Origin of the sequence: Rhodococcoides navarretei, from assembly GCF_038069675.1 — a bacterium.
Lineage (GTDB): Bacteria > Actinomycetota > Actinomycetes > Mycobacteriales > Mycobacteriaceae > Rhodococcoides > Rhodococcoides navarretei.
Window position 1 is genome coordinate 1,259,143 of record NZ_JBBPCN010000001.1, and the last position, 17,178, is coordinate 1,276,320.

The 17,178-nt window shown below is 65.4% G+C and carries 17 protein-coding genes; 8 read left to right on the forward strand and 9 right to left on the reverse strand.

Translation table 11 applies throughout. From position 1 onward, the window contains the following. Positions 1–4: 4 nt before the first annotated feature. Positions 5–964, reverse strand: a complete 960-nt coding sequence (locus tag AABD04_RS06255) for an SDR family NAD(P)-dependent oxidoreductase (RefSeq protein WP_341440549.1) — start codon at positions 962–964, stop codon at positions 5–7. A gap of 71 nt (positions 965–1,035) precedes the next feature. Between AABD04_RS06255 and AABD04_RS06260 the strand changes: the two genes are divergently transcribed. Together AABD04_RS06260 and AABD04_RS06265 are read left to right on the forward strand one after the other, a co-directional pair. Beyond that, positions 1,036–2,949 carry an alpha-amylase family protein gene (locus tag AABD04_RS06260; protein WP_341440550.1) on the forward strand — a complete coding sequence of 638 codons (1,914 nt, stop codon included), beginning with the start codon at positions 1,036–1,038 and terminating at the stop codon, positions 2,947–2,949. Between the two features lie 74 nt (positions 2,950–3,023). Then, positions 3,024–3,980, forward strand: a complete 957-nt coding sequence (locus AABD04_RS06265; protein ID WP_341440551.1) for an alpha/beta hydrolase — start codon at positions 3,024–3,026, stop codon at positions 3,978–3,980. On the opposite strand, the gene AABD04_RS06270 is transcribed toward AABD04_RS06265, so the two are convergent. Next, positions 3,955–4,854 carry a glycosyltransferase family 2 protein gene (locus tag AABD04_RS06270; RefSeq protein ID WP_341440552.1) on the reverse strand — a complete coding sequence of 300 codons (900 nt, stop codon included), beginning with the start codon at positions 4,852–4,854 and terminating at the stop codon, positions 3,955–3,957. The genes AABD04_RS06265 and AABD04_RS06270 overlap by 26 nt on opposite strands. A 43-nt stretch (positions 4,855–4,897) precedes the next feature. Between AABD04_RS06270 and AABD04_RS06275 the strand changes: the two genes are divergently transcribed. Beyond that, positions 4,898–5,257, forward strand: a complete 360-nt coding sequence (locus AABD04_RS06275; RefSeq protein WP_341440553.1) for a VOC family protein — start codon at positions 4,898–4,900, stop codon at positions 5,255–5,257. Between the two features lie 27 nt (positions 5,258–5,284). Here the strand turns inward: AABD04_RS06275 and AABD04_RS06280 are convergent, their stop codons facing one another. Then, positions 5,285–6,154: a PE-PPE domain-containing protein gene (locus tag AABD04_RS06280; protein WP_341440554.1), complete on the reverse strand. Its 870-nt coding sequence runs from the start codon at positions 6,152–6,154 to the stop codon at positions 5,285–5,287. Between the two features lie 76 nt (positions 6,155–6,230). Next, positions 6,231–7,598, reverse strand: a complete 1,368-nt coding sequence (locus tag AABD04_RS06285) for a WS/DGAT domain-containing protein (RefSeq protein ID WP_341440555.1) — start codon at positions 7,596–7,598, stop codon at positions 6,231–6,233. Between the two features lie 192 nt (positions 7,599–7,790). Here AABD04_RS06285 and AABD04_RS06290 point away from each other — a divergent pair, with 192 nt between their 5' ends. Beyond that, positions 7,791–9,143, forward strand: coding sequence for a sialidase family protein (locus AABD04_RS06290; protein ID WP_341440556.1), 1,353 nt, complete (start codon positions 7,791–7,793; stop codon positions 9,141–9,143). A gap of 57 nt (positions 9,144–9,200) precedes the next feature. Here AABD04_RS06290 and AABD04_RS06295 read toward each other — a convergent pair whose 3' ends face one another. Continuing rightward, entirely contained in the window at positions 9,201–10,022 is an 822-nt protein-coding gene (locus AABD04_RS06295; RefSeq protein ID WP_341440557.1) for a hypothetical protein, read from the reverse strand. Between the two features lie 119 nt (positions 10,023–10,141). Further along, positions 10,142–10,720, reverse strand: a complete 579-nt coding sequence (locus tag AABD04_RS06300) for a TerD family protein (RefSeq protein WP_243595952.1) — start codon at positions 10,718–10,720, stop codon at positions 10,142–10,144. A 225-nt stretch (positions 10,721–10,945) separates the two neighbouring features. On the opposite strand from AABD04_RS06300, the gene AABD04_RS06305 reads away from it, so the two are divergent. After that, entirely contained in the window at positions 10,946–11,695 is a 750-nt protein-coding gene (locus tag AABD04_RS06305) for a DUF1906 domain-containing protein (protein ID WP_341440558.1), read from the forward strand. Positions 11,696–11,869: 174 nt separating this feature from the next. Here the strand turns inward: AABD04_RS06305 and AABD04_RS06310 are convergent, their stop codons facing one another. Next, complete coding sequence (locus AABD04_RS06310) at positions 11,870–12,730, reverse strand: Rv1157c family protein (RefSeq protein ID WP_243610367.1); 861 nt, start codon at positions 12,728–12,730, stop codon at positions 11,870–11,872. Positions 12,731–13,033: 303 nt separating this feature from the next. Here AABD04_RS06310 and AABD04_RS06315 point away from each other — a divergent pair, with 303 nt between their 5' ends. Next, entirely contained in the window at positions 13,034–14,251 is a 1,218-nt protein-coding gene (locus tag AABD04_RS06315) for a mannosyltransferase (protein WP_341440559.1), read from the forward strand. Here the strand turns inward: AABD04_RS06315 and AABD04_RS06320 are convergent. Next, positions 14,196–14,477, reverse strand: coding sequence for a 4a-hydroxytetrahydrobiopterin dehydratase (locus tag AABD04_RS06320; protein ID WP_341440560.1), 282 nt, complete (start codon positions 14,475–14,477; stop codon positions 14,196–14,198). The genes AABD04_RS06315 and AABD04_RS06320 overlap by 56 nt on opposite strands. Positions 14,478–14,491: 14 nt before the next feature. Here AABD04_RS06320 and AABD04_RS06325 point away from each other — a divergent pair, with 14 nt between their 5' ends. Next, on the forward strand, positions 14,492–14,917 hold the full coding sequence (locus AABD04_RS06325) for a (deoxy)nucleoside triphosphate pyrophosphohydrolase (RefSeq protein ID WP_341440561.1): 426 nt from the start codon (positions 14,492–14,494) through the stop codon (positions 14,915–14,917). Here the strand turns inward: AABD04_RS06325 and AABD04_RS06330 are convergent. Then, on the reverse strand, positions 14,883–15,059 hold the full coding sequence (locus AABD04_RS06330) for a hypothetical protein (protein WP_243595947.1): 177 nt from the start codon (positions 15,057–15,059) through the stop codon (positions 14,883–14,885). The genes AABD04_RS06325 and AABD04_RS06330 overlap by 35 nt on opposite strands. A gap of 175 nt (positions 15,060–15,234) precedes the next feature. Between AABD04_RS06330 and typA the strand changes: the two genes are divergently transcribed. Next, entirely contained in the window at positions 15,235–17,172 is a 1,938-nt protein-coding gene (gene typA / locus AABD04_RS06335) for a translational GTPase TypA (RefSeq protein WP_243610310.1), read from the forward strand. Positions 17,173–17,178 lie beyond the last annotated feature (6 nt).

The window sequence follows — 17,178 nt, forward strand, 5'->3', positions numbered from 1 at the left end:
GAAGTCAGAGCTCGATGCCCGTTGCCTCGACCACGCTTGCCCACAATGCATCTCGCACGCGTGGTGAATCTCCACGCCAGGACGGGTAATGAGTCGGACGCGGGGCCCGGTCGTGCCAGAACGTACCGGTGCTGGTCAATGCCTGATCTGCTGCCACGAGCCAGACGATGGTGTCTGCCCCGTCGCGTGCGGTCCGCAGAATCGGCTTCATCACCGAACCGAACAGCGGCATCGAGCCGGTGACCCCGGGCGTCGCCGCCCAGCCCGGGTGCATGCTGTGCACCACCGGATCGTCTTCGAGCGAAAAGCGTTCGGCCAACTGCTCCGCCACCACCACCTGCATGCGTTTGGTTCTGGCGTATGCCGTCATACCGGAGTATTTGCCGTCCGCGTACTCGAAGTCCGCGGACTGCAGCGGCACCGGGTACATGCCGCCGCTGGAGACGAAGACGACCCGAGATCCGGCGTCGAACAGCTCTCGCAGTCCCACCGTCAACGCAACCGGCCCGAGAACATGGGTGGCGTAAGCAGATTCGTGTCCCTGTGCAGACAGCTGCCGCCCGTCCGGCATCACCCCGGCGCAGTGCACGAGAGCATGCACCGACGTGAGCTCGGACGCCAGAGCCGCGATCAACTCGGCCACGGAGTCGAGATTGCTGACATCGCACTCACGTACCACGAGCGAGGCCTCGGGCACCTCGGCTCGGATGCCGGCGGCCGCGGACTCCAGCCGATCGGCCGACCTACCGACCAGGTGGACCCGTGCCCCCAACCTGGCCAGTTCCTTCGCCGTGGCTGCACCCAACCCGGACGACGCACCGGTCACCACCATGTCGATGGGGGAGGGGAAGGGCGTCGGATCCGCGGCCCAGAACCGTCGACGCACCGTCGCACCGATGCGGGAGTATCCGGGAACGACTGCTCTGTCGAGGATCGTGTCCAGCGTGCGGGTCAGCAATGACATGCCGCTCTGATACCCCGCGGTAACCGGATGTATGCGCCTCCGCACGCCGGGGTCGATGCCAGAATGAGTCCATGGTTCACCCCACCGTCTCCGACGTCACCCGCGACATCCTCGCCGAACTTCCCGCCCACCGACGGGAAACGTTCGAGTTGCGTCTCGAGCAGTGGTTCCCCGATCTGCACGACGCGGTCACGGCCGTCTACCCCGATCCCGACGCCGTGGCAGCGACCATGGTGGAGATCGCAGCGCACGCCTATGCCGCCCGCCCCGAGGATCTGCACCGGCTCGACCAGCGCCGATTGCTCGAACCGGATTGGTTTCAGCAGCCGGACATGTTCGGCTACGCCTGTTACGTCGACCGGTACGGACAGACGTTGCGGGGAGTCGGCGAACGGCTCGACCATCTGACCGAGCTCGGCGTCACCTACCTGCACTTGATGCCGCTGCTGCAACCGCGACCCGGCGACAACGACGGCGGATACGCGGTGATGGACTACCGCGCGGTGCGCGAGGATCTCGGCACCAACGAGGACTTGCGGGCGCTCGCGCAGACGCTACGCGGACGCGGCATCAGTCTTGTGGTCGATCTGGTACTCAATCACGTTGCTCGCGAACACGAATGGGCGGAGAAGGCGCGTGCCGGTGATCCGCGGTATCGAGACTACTTTCTGATCTATCCCGATCGCACCACACCGGACTCGTACGAGCGCACGCTTCCCGAGGTGTTTCCCGATTTCGCACCCGGCAGCTTCACCTTCGACGACACGCTCGGCGAATGGGTGTGGACGACGTTCAACGAATGGCAGTGGGATCTGAACTGGGCCAATCCTGCTGTGCTGCAGGAGTTCGCCAGCATCGTGCTGCATCTGGCCAACCTCGGGGTGGAAGTGCTTCGCCTCGATGCGATCGCGTTTCTGTGGAAGCGACTCGGCACCAACTGTCAGAACCAACCCGAGGTGCATGCGATCACCCAGGCCCTGCGCGCCACCGCTCGACTCGCTGCTCCGGCCACGCTGTTCAAGGCCGAGGCAATCGTCGGACCCCGCGACCTGCTGCCGTACCTTGGTCAGGGGCGGCACACCGGGCGCGTCTCGGACATCGCGTACCACAACTCGCTGATGGTGCAGGTGTGGTCGATGTTGGCAACGGGCAGTACGGCTTTGGCGCGTCACGCCCTGTCCGCACTCCCGCCGACTCCGCCGAGTGGCACGTGGGTGACCTATGTTCGCTGCCACGACGACATCGGTTGGGCCATCGACGACGGGGACGCAGCGTCACTGGGGCTCTCGGGCGCAGGCCATCGCCACTTCTTGGCCGACTGGTACTCCGGGGAATTCGACGGCTCCTGGGCCGAAGGCCTGGTGTTCCAGTACAACCCGGACACCGGCGACCGCCGGATCAGCGGAACCGCGGCCGCGCTCACCGGCCTCGGCCCGTCCCGCCTGGATCCCGACGGCGCATTCGGGCGAATCTTCCTGGCGCACGCCGTCATCGCCGGGTGGGGTGGGATTCCCGTCGTGTGGAGCGGTGACGAGCTCGGCTCCCCTGGCGACCCGAACTGGGCCGACGAACCCGCTCACGCCGAGGACAATCGGTGGGTGCATCGGCCGCGCGTGACCGACGCCGATCGGGCCGGCCGATTCCAGCAGGGGAGCGACGCGCAGCGGGTGTTCGACGGTATCGCGCGCATTGCGAAGGTGCGCGCCGGTCTGCCGATGTTGCACGCCGAGGCGCCGGTGGACGTGCAGAGCGAATCGGACGACGGTCTGCTCGTGGTGCGCAGGCGGCATCCCAGCGGCACTCTCGTCGCCCTCTACAACGTCACCGCCGAACACCGGTCGTTCCCGCACGCGCAGCTCATCGAACTCGGAATCCCGGCCCCGGTCGAGGTTCTCTCGCAGCACGATCTGCAGGTCGACGACACCGGCTCGGTGTGGTTGCCGCCGTATGCAGCATGGTGGATCGTCGACAGCCCGCTGCGCTAGAAGAGGCGATGCCGTGACCGGGCTGTTACCCTCCCCGAGACGGTCGGCTGGATACGAACAAGGGGACAATGTTCATGCTGCATGCTCGGATACGAAGTCTGGTGCTCGCCGTGGTGGCGGTGTTGGTCGCCACGATGGCAACGGTGCTGATGGGGACCGGTGTGGCGAAGGCCGACTCCGAGCTCGTCTACGTCTACTCGCCGTCGATGGACAAGGACATCCCGATCAAGGTGCTCACCGCTGCCGGGGGCGGACCAGCGCCCACGCTGTATCTGCTCGACGGCCTGCGCGCGCCCGAGGACAACAGCGGCTGGCTCATCGAGACCGACGTCGAGCGCTTCTTCGCCGACAAGCACGTCAACGTGGTCATTCCGTTCGGCGGCGGCGGAACCTTCTACTCCGACTGGCAGCGCGACGACCCCAAGCTCGGACGGGTGAAGTGGGAAACCTTCCTCACTCAGGAGCTGCCGCCCGTCATGGCCGATCGGTTCGGCAGTGACAACGTCAACAATGCCGTCGCAGGACTGTCGATGAGCGGAACCTCCGCGCTCAACCTGGCCGCGCATCGTCCGGATTTCTACAAGGCGGTGGCGTCGTTCAGCGGCTACCCGACGGCGAGCAGCCCCGGATTCGCGCAGGGCATCTCGGTGGCCGTCGGCGAAATGGGCGGCAACGCGCGCAACATGTGGGGCACCTGGCCGTCCGCGGACTGGATCCGTAACGACCCGTCGCTGAACGTGGGCGCACTGCGCAACACGGCAGTCTTCGTCTCCTCGGGGAGCGGCTCACCGGCTACGGACCCTGTGTTCAACCCGGCGAGCAGCCGCTTCGACCCCGTCAGGTTCGCGCAGATGGTGCCGCTCGAGACGGCAGCCGGCATGAGCAGCCGTGCATTCGTTCCGTTGCTGCAGGCGGCAGGCGGTCGACCCAACGTCAAGATCACCGGCACCGGTGTGCACTGGTGGAACCACTGGGAGCAGCACCTGCACGATGCGTGGTTCGAGACTATCGCCCCTGCGCTCGGCGGCTGAGCCGTCGCTCGTCCAGCAGGTGCCGCAATCGCCGCGAGACAGTACCTCGAAGGGTGCCCGCACTCAGTGCCCACATGCCGGTGGGTAGCGGCGACAACGATTTCGGGAGCAACGGATTTCGGATGACGAGTCCGTAGCCGAACAACAGCATCGCCCGTACGCTCGGCAGTTCTGCTCCGTACGGTCGGTGCTTGCGGAGGACATCGCAGGCGGCCGCCCCGTATCCGACGCCCTGCTCGAATGCTGCGCGCGCGGTCGTCCTCAGCCGGTAGGCGACCATCGCGTCCGGCACGTGGCCGAGCGTCAGGCCCGCCTCTTGAATGCGCCACGACATGTCCGTGTCCTCACCGCCACCGAGGAAACCCTCGTCGAACATGCCCACATGATCGACGACGTGCCGCCACATTCCGAAGTTGTTCCCGTGCGCGTACGGCAGATAGGTCGTCTCGAATCGATCGTCCGGTGCAGGCACCACGCGCCATGTCGCCACCTCCGGTGAGTTCAGCGTCCGCACTTCGATCGGACCGCCGACGGCGTCGTACGTCTCTGCGGCTCGGGCCAGCGCGGTGAGCCAATTCGGATACACGGCATCGTCCTGGTCGGTGAAGACGAGGAAGTCTCCACGAGCGGCCTCGATGCCGGCGTTCCGCGCGTGTGGGGTGCCCCTGACGTCGGAGCTGTCGATCCAGCGGAGATCCAACGGAGACTCCAGCTGCTCGAGATGCTCGCGCAATCCGTCGGTGGACCCGTTGTCGCTGATGATCACCTCGAAGTCTCCGTGGTAGTCCTGGGCGGCGAGCGCGGCAAGCTGAACGTCGAGGTCCGGCAGACCGTTGAAGCACGGCACGATCACGGATATAGAACCGACTGGCATGTATGGAGACGCTACCCGGTCGGTTCCCGCTATTCTGTCCGCCATGACGCCACCGAGGATCACCGTCGACTACACCGTGCTCGACTGCCCGGAACCAGCTGCACTCGGCCGTTTCTACAGCACCATCCTCGGATGGGAGCCGGTGCGCGACGACGGCGACTGGGTGGTGGTGCACGGTCCGGGCGAACTGCGGCTCGCTTTTCAGAAGGCAGCGGACTTCACCCCCATCGATTGGCCGAACGAGGGCATCAAGATCCACCTCGACCTCGTGGTGGACGACATGGAACAGGCCAGGGATTTTGTCGTCGACGCCGGGGCCGAACTCATCGACGACGCGCAGCCCTCGTTCTGGGTGTTCCGTGATCCGGCCGGGCACATCTTCTGCCTGTGCAAGCGAAGCTGATATCGAAACCGAATTTCGAGAACAGGCTCAGGCAACTTTCGACTGTGGCAGTGACGTGCCGATCCGCTCGTGCTGCTCACCGAGCCAACGCGCAAGAACCTGGCAGCCGGTCAGTCCCCCTGCATAGTCCTCCCGCGCGTACGCGATGTGGCGGCCACCGCCGGGATTCGACCACTCGAATCGATTCCAGCGCAACGACTGCGGCAGGTAGCCGGCCACTTCGCCGGCCGCGGTGCGGAGGCGTCGAACATCTTTCGCCCACTGCGAGGGGCGAAGGCGAGTTCGGGTAGCGTTCTGGAAACTGTTGCTGCGCACGAGGTTCCACAGTTCACGTAGCCATGTCTTCGGGGTGCGGAACGACATCCATCGGGTCAGGTCGGCGATGTCGCGGACGAGGCTGTCGTCGCTGGCGTTGCAGATCATGTCCGAGGCGAGGCCGATCCACTCGACCGGAATCGACTCGGGCAGAGCGGGACCCGCGCCTGCGACGCCACGCCCGGTGCATCCGTCGACGGCACCCACCGGCTGCTGAGGATCGGATATCAGACCTGCGGCAACGATGCGGCTGCCGTCGATCGTCCCGTCGTGGACGAGGCCGAGGACTTCGCGCACCACCGTCGCTCCCTGCGAGTAGCCGATCAGCGCAATCGGCCCCGCCGTGGTTTCCAGTGCACGGCGCAGGCGTCGAACACCGAGTTCTGCGCTGTGTCGGAAGCACAGACCGCCGAGCGCGACCGGTCCGTAGGACGCCGGATAGCCGACCCACCGGCCGACGAAGCGGTCGTCGAGTTCGGCGACCACACAGGACAGCAGGCCCGTCACCCGCGTCCGGTGGTCGGACGGATGTGATTCCCCGGTACCTCCGACGGCGAGTACGGTCACCTTCTCCTGGCTCATGGCCCTCAGTCTGGTGGGGGAACCTGAGCCCGACGCCCGACAAATGCTGAGAACTGTCTGGCAGTTCGATCCTGATTCACTTCAGTGCGACGCGTACCTCGTCGAGGGAATCCCGCAGGAGCGCCTCGTAGCCATCGGGGTCCGGCACGGTTGCGCTGTTGGACGTGATGCCGACCGTGACGGTATCGCCGATGCCGTGGACTCCGTGGGTCAGGCTCATGGCAGGTGACAGGGCGGGAAAGCCTGCGGTGAATCGGACGCAGCCGCCGCCGAGAGCGAGGTCTGCGGCACCACGCGAGACGCTGGACACGACGGTGTTCCCGGTGACCGTCGACGGGACGGCGGTGGGATCGAACTGCGCGACGCCCCACTCGGCCAGAAATGCCGGCACATGTGATTCGACGTCGTCCTGTGACGAGCGGGCAGCCTCCGACAGTGAATGATTCACACGGTGTCTGCGGGCCGCCAGATCCGCCGAGATCAGAACGCTGCGGCTGCGGATGTCGGATTCGGAGGTGAACAAACCGACGCCGACGTTCCCGAAATTGTTGCGAGCGTCGGCTCGTGCGTCCCGGGCAAGGGTGACCTCGGCGGCCAGATCCACCGAATCTCCGAGAAAGCGTTGCAGCGCAACGGAGATTGCGGTCAGCACGAAGGTGGTGACGGTGGTACCGCCACAGTGCACGTCGGCCTTCGGGAGCACGATGGTGCGCACGGAGGTCCGGCCGGTGGGCGCAACGTCGAGGGCGGTCAGGGCGCGGGAGGGCGCGGGCGGTGGGATCGCCCCCGAGTCGGTGCCCTGTTCGAGGTCGAGCGCGTCGCGTCGGGCACGGACGCCGCCGCGAACCATCTGTGCCAGTCGAAGCGGAAGAGCGGCAGCGGCACGGGCTGCCGATGCCATCTCGAATACGACCGGAGGCTCCTTCCGGGCCGGTGATGCCGCAATGGGATGCGTGCCGAACAGGTCACGGGCAATCCGCGATGCCAGTGTTCCGTCGGCGGCTGCGTGCGAAAGCTGGAGCACCGCAACGAGGGCCGTGCCGCCGGGAGCGTCGACGATGTTCGGATACAGGTGCAGGTGCCACACGGAATCTCGGGGGTCGACCTGCCGTCGGAACGACGCGGCGATCGCATCGAGACACTCCGGCCAGGTGCGGGCTGTCCGGTGGACGGAGATTGCATCGGAGAGCGGACTCGCCTCGGTCCAGTGGGGATACTCGAGGCCGAAAGCAGCGTCGGCGATGCGCGTGCGCAGTACTTCGATGCGACCGCTGCGCTCGTACAGACGCGTCACCTCGGTATCGATGTCCGCGGAGCCGTGATCGAAGCAGTACAGCAGGAACTGGTCACTGGGAATCTTCGACGCCATCCAGTATGCGCGTGCATCGGCCGGATGCAGTCGTGTCGATTCGCGGCGACGGCTGTCGGCTCGAATGCGGGGCACGCGCCAAGCCTATTCTCCCTCCACGCACCTGTGGACTACAGACTGTCCGGTACTGATCTGTGAACTGTCACCACGACCGGCCGGGAACTTCTTCGATGGCCTCACCGTCTACCGGCACTATCGGCGTTAGCCTTGGCCAGTGCACCGACCAGCCCTGTGTTCGCGACGCCGTGACACCGCATGGTGGGTATCGTGACGCCGAGAGTCGCCTCGGGCTATCGGGCAGGACTGCGTTCGTCGACCAACGCGGCCGCGTCGGCCGACTACGTCACCGACGTCTCGTACACCGAGTACGGCTCCGCGGCCTGCACGCTCGGTGTCGCGGCAGACAACACCGTGTTCCTTGCCCCCGCTTTCACCGTCGACGGCATCGGTGTGCTGCGGACGTCCGACTTCGGAAAGTCGTGGCGCGCATCGGTTCCGCAGGGCGTGCAGAACAGCCGACATCGGCCCTACATGTATTTCGACGACGTCGACGACCGACTGTATCTGCATGCCGGCCGATTCGATGCGCTGTCCCCGCACCCGCTGAGGACTGGATTCGTGCTCGGAGTCACCGACGATCGCGGCGAAACCTGGCGCACGAGGAAAGTGGCGTCGAAGGCCAGGATGGGCGCCAAAGTATTCGCTGGGCCACGTCCTTCACGCGAGGGGAGGATCACGTATCTCTCCGCGCCGACGCCGTTCTCGATGCGAGTCCGGCCACTGATCAACGTCACCCGTCAGATGATCTGGCGGTCCTTCGACGGCGGTGTGAAGTGGGAGGTGGCCGGAGGTTTCGACATCGACCCGAAGAACATCCCCGGCCTGCCGAGCCGGGAGTACGTCTCGTTCGGCAAGGGTGTCGTCGGTCCGGACGGCACCGTCTACATCGGTGGCCGCTACGGTCGACGGTTCGCCGTTGCAGTCAGTCACGACGAGGGCCTGAGCTGGAACGTTCGAATGGTGCCGGGTTCGGCACTGGCCAAATATCACAATGCTCTGCACTTTCTGCTGCACGGATCGCGCTATCTGCTACCGGAGTCGATGGCGGTCGACGACGACGGAAACGTGTACGCGGTGTGGCCGGACCGCGACGGATTGTTGCATGCAGCATGGTCTTCCGACGGTGCGGTGAGCTGGTCGAGGCCGGTGGTGGTATCGGCACCGGGGGTGCGTGATGCCCGCTTCGGTGCGATCACCGCCACCGGGTCCGGAAGGGTGGGTATCGCCTACTACGGACGCGAGAAGGGTCGTGCCTTCCATGGATTCATCGCGCAGTGCCGTGACTTCCGCACCGGGGGCCCGGTGTTCGTCGGCGGCAAGTACAACGATCCCGATGCCCCGTTGTTTCCGCACGGATTCCGCAGCGGCTACCCGGGTTTCGCGTTGGGGCGTTCACCGAACGACAACGTGCGGGTGCACTTCGCCCCCAACGGTGACCTTCTGACCGGGGCCGTGATGCAGATGCGAGGAAGAAATCGGCAGCGCCCGTGGGCGGCACGCTCGGAACGCACCGAGATGCAGGCAGTACTGGGCAGGCTGGGCCGGATCGGCCGCGACTGAACAACGAAAGGCCCTGCAGCAGTGTGCTGCAGGGCCTTTCGGGGTCGAGCGCAAGCGTCAGGCGACGTTGATCAGACCGACAGTGGGGAAGAAGAAGCAACTCTTGTCGGTACCGTCGAGCGCCTTGTGGTTCACCGTGCCGAACACCGCCGCGAGGACGGTTCCCGATCCGGTCTCGACGGGCACTGCGCGTGCACCGGCGGCGGGCAACGCATTGAGTGCGTTGACCACGAGAGGCCGAGCCAGTTCCTTCAACTCTGCCGGAATGCCGGAGTTGTCGAGGATGGACTGGGCGAGAGTGGTTGCCAGCCCACCGAAGTCGGCGAAGCCACCCTGCAGGGTATTGACGTTGAACCACGCCACCTGCATGCCGGACTTGTCGGCCGAGTCGTTCACGATGCCGGCCGGAACGAATGCGAACATCGTCTCGCCCTTGTTCACCGCGTTGAGTTCGGGCACGGCGATCGACGGCAGGCCGGGCAGAGTGGCGATCGGCGGCACGGTCAGCTGGGGCCACGGTCCGCCGGCACCACCGGCGACGCCCGGCACGATTCCCAGCGGTGCGCCCGGTGTGGCAGCGCAGTTGATGGCTGCGGTCGGGTAGAAGAACGGAGTGATGCCGAAGTCGGTCAAAGCCTTGTTGGCTGCGTTCAGTGCGGCGAACGGGTCGGCGCTCACATCCTCGGCGACCGGGGTGCGCGACTCGGCGATGGCGTTCGCCGCGTCGAGCGAGGCCCCACCCTGTCCCTGCAGGGCGGCGATCGCCTGTGCCAGCGGATCGGCCGGTGCCGGATCCGCTGCCGCGGTGGCGGGAACTGCGAGCAATGCCGCGCAGGAGAGCGCGAGCGCGCCCGCCAGACGGCTGAGGCGACGAGACATGTGTGACTCCTGTGACTGATGTGGCTTATGTTGCGGTTGCGCTGATATCACCACACATCATCTCGACGTCACAAGCCAGGACGGATTCCGTTGTCCAATCGAGACGGTCCGTCTGCCGCTCAACCCACGTCGATACCGAAGTCCCGGACGATTCCTTCGAGACCCGATGCGTAGCCCTGGCCGATGGCGCGAAATTTCCATTCGGCACCGCGGCGGTACAGCTCACCGAACACCATGGCGGTTTCCGTCGATGCGTCCTCGCTGAGGTCGAAGCGGGCGAGCTCACGCCCGTCCGACTTGTCCACCACGCGAATGAAGGCGTTGACGACCTGACCGAAGTTCTGGCCGAGGGCGTCGGCGTTGTGGATGGAGACCGGGAAGACGATGGAGTCGACCTCGGGGGTCAGGGCTGCGAGGTCGACGTCGATGCTCTCGTCGTCGCCTTCGCCCTCGCCGGTCCGGTTGTCGCCGGTGTGCTCGATGGCACCGTCGGGGGAGCGCAGGTTGTTGTAGAAGACGAAATAGTTGTCGCTCAGTGCCTTCTTGGTCGTGCCGAGGCCGATGGCACTGGCGTCCAGATCGAAGTCACCGCCGGTGGTGGCGCGAACATCCCAGCCGAGCCCGACGCTCACGGCGGTCAGATTCGGGGCTTCCTTCGTCAGCGAGACATTTCCACCTTTGGCAAGCGTTACGCCCATGTTCTTTCACTCCTCAGCGCGTTCGTCCGTGCATCGTCTCTCCACCATATTCATGTTCGTGACGGGGTTGCGCGAGGTGCTCGTGTGAAGCCGGAGGGAGACGTTGCGGGTGTGAGCAGTGAGGCTGGCGGTACCGATGGGTTTGTGGTGGGATACGACAAACGACGAAAGCTAGCAGTGGTTGTGCACATTTTCGAGTAGGCGCGCCGCGGCGATCGAACGGCAATGGAGATTTCTGTGCAGGTGTCGCGACGTGAACTGTTCAAGTACGCCGCCGCGGGGTCCGCGGCCGCCGTCGGCCTGGTTGCGGTGGGCACAGCGACCGCGCACGCCGACGTCGGCCTCGGAACGCTCGTCGACTACTCGGGTGGAGTGCCGTCGGCCTCGGCGATCAAGGAGGCCGGTCACCTGGGTGCCGTCCGCTACGTCTCCGACCGCCGACCCGACGCGAACTGGATGATCGGCAAGCCGATGCGCAAGTCCGAGGCCGACTCGCTCACCTCTGCCGGGCTGGAGGTGGTCTCGAACTACCAGTTCGGCAAAGGGACCACATCGGATTGGCGCGGTGGATACGCGGCGGGCGTGAAGCATGCCACCCGCGGCCTCGAACTCCACACGGCTGCCGGAGGTCCCGCTGACCGCCCGATCTACGTGTCGATCGACGACAACCCCACCGCGGTGGAGTTCGCGACTCTGATCGCGCCGTACATCCTGGGCTGGGAGTCGGTGATCGGAGCCGAGCGAACCGGTATCTATGCCAATTCACCGACCATCGAATTGGCTTCGGTGGCCGGTCTGGGTCAGTGGTATTGGCAGCACAATTGGGGAAGTCCCAAAGGCTTCGTTCACCCGGCAGCGCATATTCATCAGATTCGAATCGACAAGGATTTCGTGGGTGGGGTCAAAGTCGACATCAACAATGTTCTGAAAGCCGATTACGGGCAGTGGTCGAAATCTGCCGCCGACATTCTCTGAAATGCCATCGATGTAATTCTTTCCGAACGCACCGAATGCCGAACGCACCGAATGCGGTGCGCTGTTCGGTGAGTTCCGTGCGGACGGCTACATTCCGCATTCGCTTACAGAAAACAGTTCGCCCCCGGCCTCTGCTGAGGCCGGGGGCGAACTGCGGTGGTCTGTGCGTGCGAGCTACGGGACGTAGACCGTGCCGATGGTGGGCAGGAAGGTGCAGCTCCGCGGAGCCGACGCGGGATCTTCCTTCGACTGTGTGGTGATCGATCCGGAGACGACCGACAGGACGCGTCCTGGGCCGGTGTCGGCGATGGCAGACAGCGTTGCCGGGCCGTCGGTGTTGATCATCGCCGCACCGGTCAGATCCTGAGTTCCCGAGCGGCGATTGTCGATGTTGAGCCAGGTCACCGTCAGAGGAGCTGCCTGCTCTGCGGCAATCGGAGCGGTGCCGAGGGCGGTGAAGACGAAGCCGGCCTGGCCTGCACCCGGTCCGGGAGGCGGCAAGGTGGCGGGGCCGGGTACGGCCAGTGCGGTTCCGACGGAATCGGCGGTGTCGGAGATGCACCCCACGCCGAGTGTCGGGTAGAGGAACTGGGCGATGACGGGACCGTCCGTCGGCAGTTCCGGGCCGCCGCCGCCGGAGCCGTCCAGGAAGGTGATGACTCGTTCGAGCAGCGCCTTGACCTGGTCCGGTAGCTGCGCTGTTTCGAGTAGTGCGCGGGCCTGACCCAACAGGTCGGCGGCCGGAGCGGCTCCGACATCGGCAGGTCCGGCTGCGGCACCGAGGATGGCGGGTGCGAACGAGGCGAGTGCCTCCACCTCGGCCAGGCTCGGCATGGGCTCACCCGGGGCGGGGAGGAACTGGGCGATGAGATCAGCGGGATCGGCCGGTGCCGCGGGCAGATCTGCCGGTGCCATGGGCACCAACGGCTGCGCGGATACGCTGGTCGGCACGACTAGTGCGGCGGCTGCGGCTACGGCCAAAGCTGTAACTACGCGACGCGTTCCGCGGGTACGAAGCACGGTGATGTTCCCCATTCTGATCATGACGCGGGCCCTCGGCGACAGCCGGTGCTCGAGGGGTCACTCTATGTAGCGCAATCCCCGATGTACAGCCGTTGTCGATGGAGCCCTTCCCCGTCGCAGCTATGCCAGGGCAGTCTATTGGTCGCACGCTGCGAATTCTCCGCAGACGCACACGATAACCTGTTACTGGAGTTGTCAGTGTGAAAGGTGATGCAAATGTTACTCGCGTGCATCCGCGGTTAGGGCAGCTGTTCGACGCCCTATAAGCTCGACGATCGATACACGGCATCGATACCGAACGGAACCGCACGCACAGTGAACCGACTCGTTCGGCTGGCCCCCGTTCTGCTCGCGGTCTCGGTGATCAGCCGATTCGTCTGGGCCTTCGCGACGCCCAACGGAATGAACCTCGTGGACCTGCACGTCTACGTCGACGGCTCCGCTGCTCTGCTCGGCGGCAATCTGTACGACTACACGTATTCGGTTCAGACGCCGGACTTCCCGCTCCCGTTCACCTACCCGCCGTTCGCCGCGCTCGTGTTCTTCCCGCTGCACTACCTGCCGTTCACGGTGGTCGGCGTCCTGTGGCAGGCCGCGACCATGCTGGCACTGTTCGCAGTGGTGCGTCTGGTTCTGTCGATGGTTCTCGGCGACGAGCGAGCTGCCGAGTCACGCTGGGTCCGTATCGCAATGCTCTGGACGGCACTCGGGCTGTGGTCCGAACCGGTGCGGACGACGCTGGACTACGGCCAGGTCAACGTGTTCTTGGTGCTGCTGGCGATCCTCGCGGTACGCAGCAGTCGGTGGTGGGTGGCAGGCGGGCTCGTCGGTGTCGCCGCAGGGATCAAGTTGACTCCCGCCATCACCGGTCTGTACTTCCTGGCGACGCGGCGATGGAAAGCGGCAGCATTCTCTGCGGTGGCGTTCGCCCTCACGGTCGTGGTCAGCTACGCGGCACTGGGGCACCAGGCCTCCACCTACTTCACCACGCTGCTCGGCGACGCCGACCGCATCGGCCCCGTCGGCTCGGTCTGGAATCAGTCTCTGCGCGGAGCGCTGAGCCGGATCGTGGGCGAGGACGTCGGCCAGGGGCCGTTGTGGATCGCCGCCGCGGTGATCGCCACGGTTCTCGCTGTGCTGGCGTGGCGAGCACTCGATCGCCGCGACTACCTGGGAACCCTGGTCATCGTCCAACTCCTGGGCTTGTTGGTGTCGCCCATCTCGTGGTCGCATCACTGGATCTGGGTGATTCCGATGGTGCTCTGGCTCGTGCACGGGCCGCTGCGCGACATCGCCGGAGCCAGAATCGTCGCCGGCTACTGGCTGGTGACAGTCACGGTGGGGGTGCCGTGGTTGCTCAGCTTCTTCCAGGAGTCGATCTGGACCATCCCTCGTCCCGGCCTCGAGGCCTGGGCCGGTGCCGTCGACGTGATCGGATCTGCTCTGTTCCTCGGTTGGGTCGTCTATGCGGGACGCATCAATTCGCGATCAGTGCATCGATCCGACGCGCCAGATCCACATCCTTCTGTGTGAGACCGCCGGCAGAGTGCGTGGACAGCGTGAACGCCAGCGTCCGCCACCTGATGTCGATGTCGGGGTGATGGTCCGCCTCCTCCGCGGCGTCGGCCACGCGGTTCACCACCTCGATCGCTGCTCGGAACGACGTCAGTTCGACGATTCGGGTGATGGATTTCTCCACCACGGTCCACTCCGTGAGCCGGGCGTCCTCGATGTCGCGGTCGGTCAGCAGTTCGGTCATAGAAAGATGGTGGCATGTCCGGTACCCCCACCGCTGTGGTTGTCGCAGCCGCGTTGACGCACGAGGGCACGCTGTTGCTCGCGCAACGGACTCGTCCGCCCGAGTTGGCGGGCCTGTGGGAATTGCCCGGCGGCAAGGTCGAGCCGGGGGAGTCCGAGGACTCCGCGCTGGCGCGCGAGCTGCGTGAAGAACTGGGGGTGGAGTGCTCGATCGGTGCCGCGCTCAGTGGAGACGTCGACCTGGCCGGGGGACTCGTCCTACGCGCCTATCGAGCCACCCTGGTCTCGGGAACCCCTGCGGCGCTGGAACATTCGGCTCTGCGCTGGGTGGACGCGGCAATGCTGCCGACGATGGACCTGGTCGATGCCGACCGACTGTGGTTACCCGAGTTACTGGACATCCTGCTCACTTCGCCCGAGCGGTCTTCAGGCCCTTCTTGAGATCTTTCTTGGTTGCGCCCGCCGATTCGAGCTTCTTCATTCGCATGATGACGACCGGGCATGTGACGCACCGAACCTTCTTGCGGCAGCATTTTTTCTTGGGCTTCATTCCCGAGACATCTGCGGCCTTTACCTTGCCCATGAGCACCAAGACTAATGGGTGGCGCAGGTCACAGACCTGAGGGTGGCGCGGGGCACCGGCGGACTACGGGTAAACTCGATCAGTCGCGAGAACCTCGCGGTGCAGCGCGCTTCTCTAGCGACATAAGCCCGCTAGCGAACAAGAGCCCGCATTCGACTCCAGGAGAATTTTTCGCGTGAGCGCCCCAAGCAGTGCAGACAACATCGACAGCACCACCACTTTTCGCAACGTAGCCATCGTTGCACACGTCGACCATGGCAAGACCACCCTGGTCGACGCCATGCTTCGGCAGTCCGGCGCGTTCGAGGAACGTGCCGAAGCGATCGACCGCGTCATGGACTCGGGTGACCTCGAAAAAGAAAAAGGCATCACGATCCTGGCCAAGAACACGGCCGTTCACAAGCGCAATGCCGACGGCACCATCACCGTCATCAACGTGATCGACACCCCCGGCCACGCCGACTTCGGCGGAGAGGTCGAGCGCGGCCTGTCCATGGTCGACGGCGTCGTGCTGCTCGTCGACGCATCCGAGGGCCCGCTTCCGCAGACCCGCTTCGTGCTGCGCAAGGCGCTTGCCGCCTCGCTGCCGGTGATCCTGGTCGTGAACAAGACCGACCGTCCCGACGCGCGCATCGAAGAGGTCGTCTCGGAGAGCCACGATCTGCTCCTCGACCTCGCGTCCGACCTCGACGACGAAGCGTCGGAGGCGGCCGAACTCGCACTCGACCTCCCCGTTCTCTACGCCTCCGGCCGCGAGGGCAAGGCGTCGCGCGTTCAGCCCCAGAACGGCAACGCTCCCGACGCCGAGAATCTCGACGAGCTGTTCGAGGTACTCCTCAACTACGTCCCCGCGCCCAAGGGAAACGTGGACGCGCCGCTGCAGGCCCACGTCACCAACCTCGACGCGTCGGCCTTCCTCGGCCGTCTCGCCCTGGTTCGTATCCACAACGGCCAGCTCTCCAAGGGCCAGACCGTGAGCTGGATGCGTGAGGTCGACGGCGAGCCCGTCGTCCAGAAGGCCAAGATCACCGAACTGCTCAACACCATCGGCGTCGAGCGCGTCCCCGGCGAGAAGGGTGTCGCAGGCGACATCGTCGCCGTCGCGGGCTTCCCGGACATCATGATCGGCGACACCCTCGCCGATCTGGAGAACCCGGTCGCTCTGCCGCGCATCACCGTCGACCAGCCCGCCATCTCGGTCACCATCGGCACCAACACGAGCCCGCTCGTCGGACGCGTCAGCGGCCACAAGCTCACCTCGCGCATGGTCAAGAGCCGGCTGGACCAGGAGCTCATCGGTAACGTCTCCCTCAAGGTCCTCGACATCGGTCGCCCCGATGCGTGGGAGGTCCAGGGTCGTGGCGAGCTCGCGCTCGCCATCCTCGTCGAGCAGATGCGTCGTGAAGGCTTCGAGCTCACCGTCGGCAAGCCCCAGGTGGTCACTCAGCAGGTCGACGGCAAGCTGCACGAGCCCTTCGAAGAGCTCATGGTCGACACACCGGAGGAGTACCTCGGTGCCGTCACTCAGCTGCTCGCCGCACGCAAGGGCAAGATGGTGCAGATGACGAACCACGGCGCAGGCTGGGTTCGCATGGAATTCATCGTTCCCTCGCGCGGCCTGATCGGCTTCCGCACCGAGTTCCTCACGGACACGCGTGGCACCGGTATCGCCAACGCCGTCTTCCACGGGTACGCGCCGTGGGCCGGTGAGATCCGCGCCCGCCACACCGGTTCTCTCGTCTCGGACCGTCACGGCACCGTCACCCCGTTCGCCATGATCCAGTTGGCCGATCGCGGCACGTTCTTCGTCGAGCCGGGCGCGGACACCTACGAGGGCATGGTCGTGGGCATCAACCCGCGTCAGGAAGACCTCGACATCAACGTCACCCGCGAGAAGAAGCTGACCAACATGCGTCAGTCCTCCGCAGACGTCATGGAGACCCTGGCCAAGCCCAAGAAGCTCGACCTGGAAATGGCCATGGAGTTCTGTGCAGGCGACGAGTGCGTCGAGGTCACCCCCGAGGTCGTCCGCGTCCGCAAGGTGCACCTCGATTCCAACGAGCGCGCCCGTGAGCGTTCGCGGAGCAAGACTCGCGACAAGGCTGCTCTGTAAGACTCA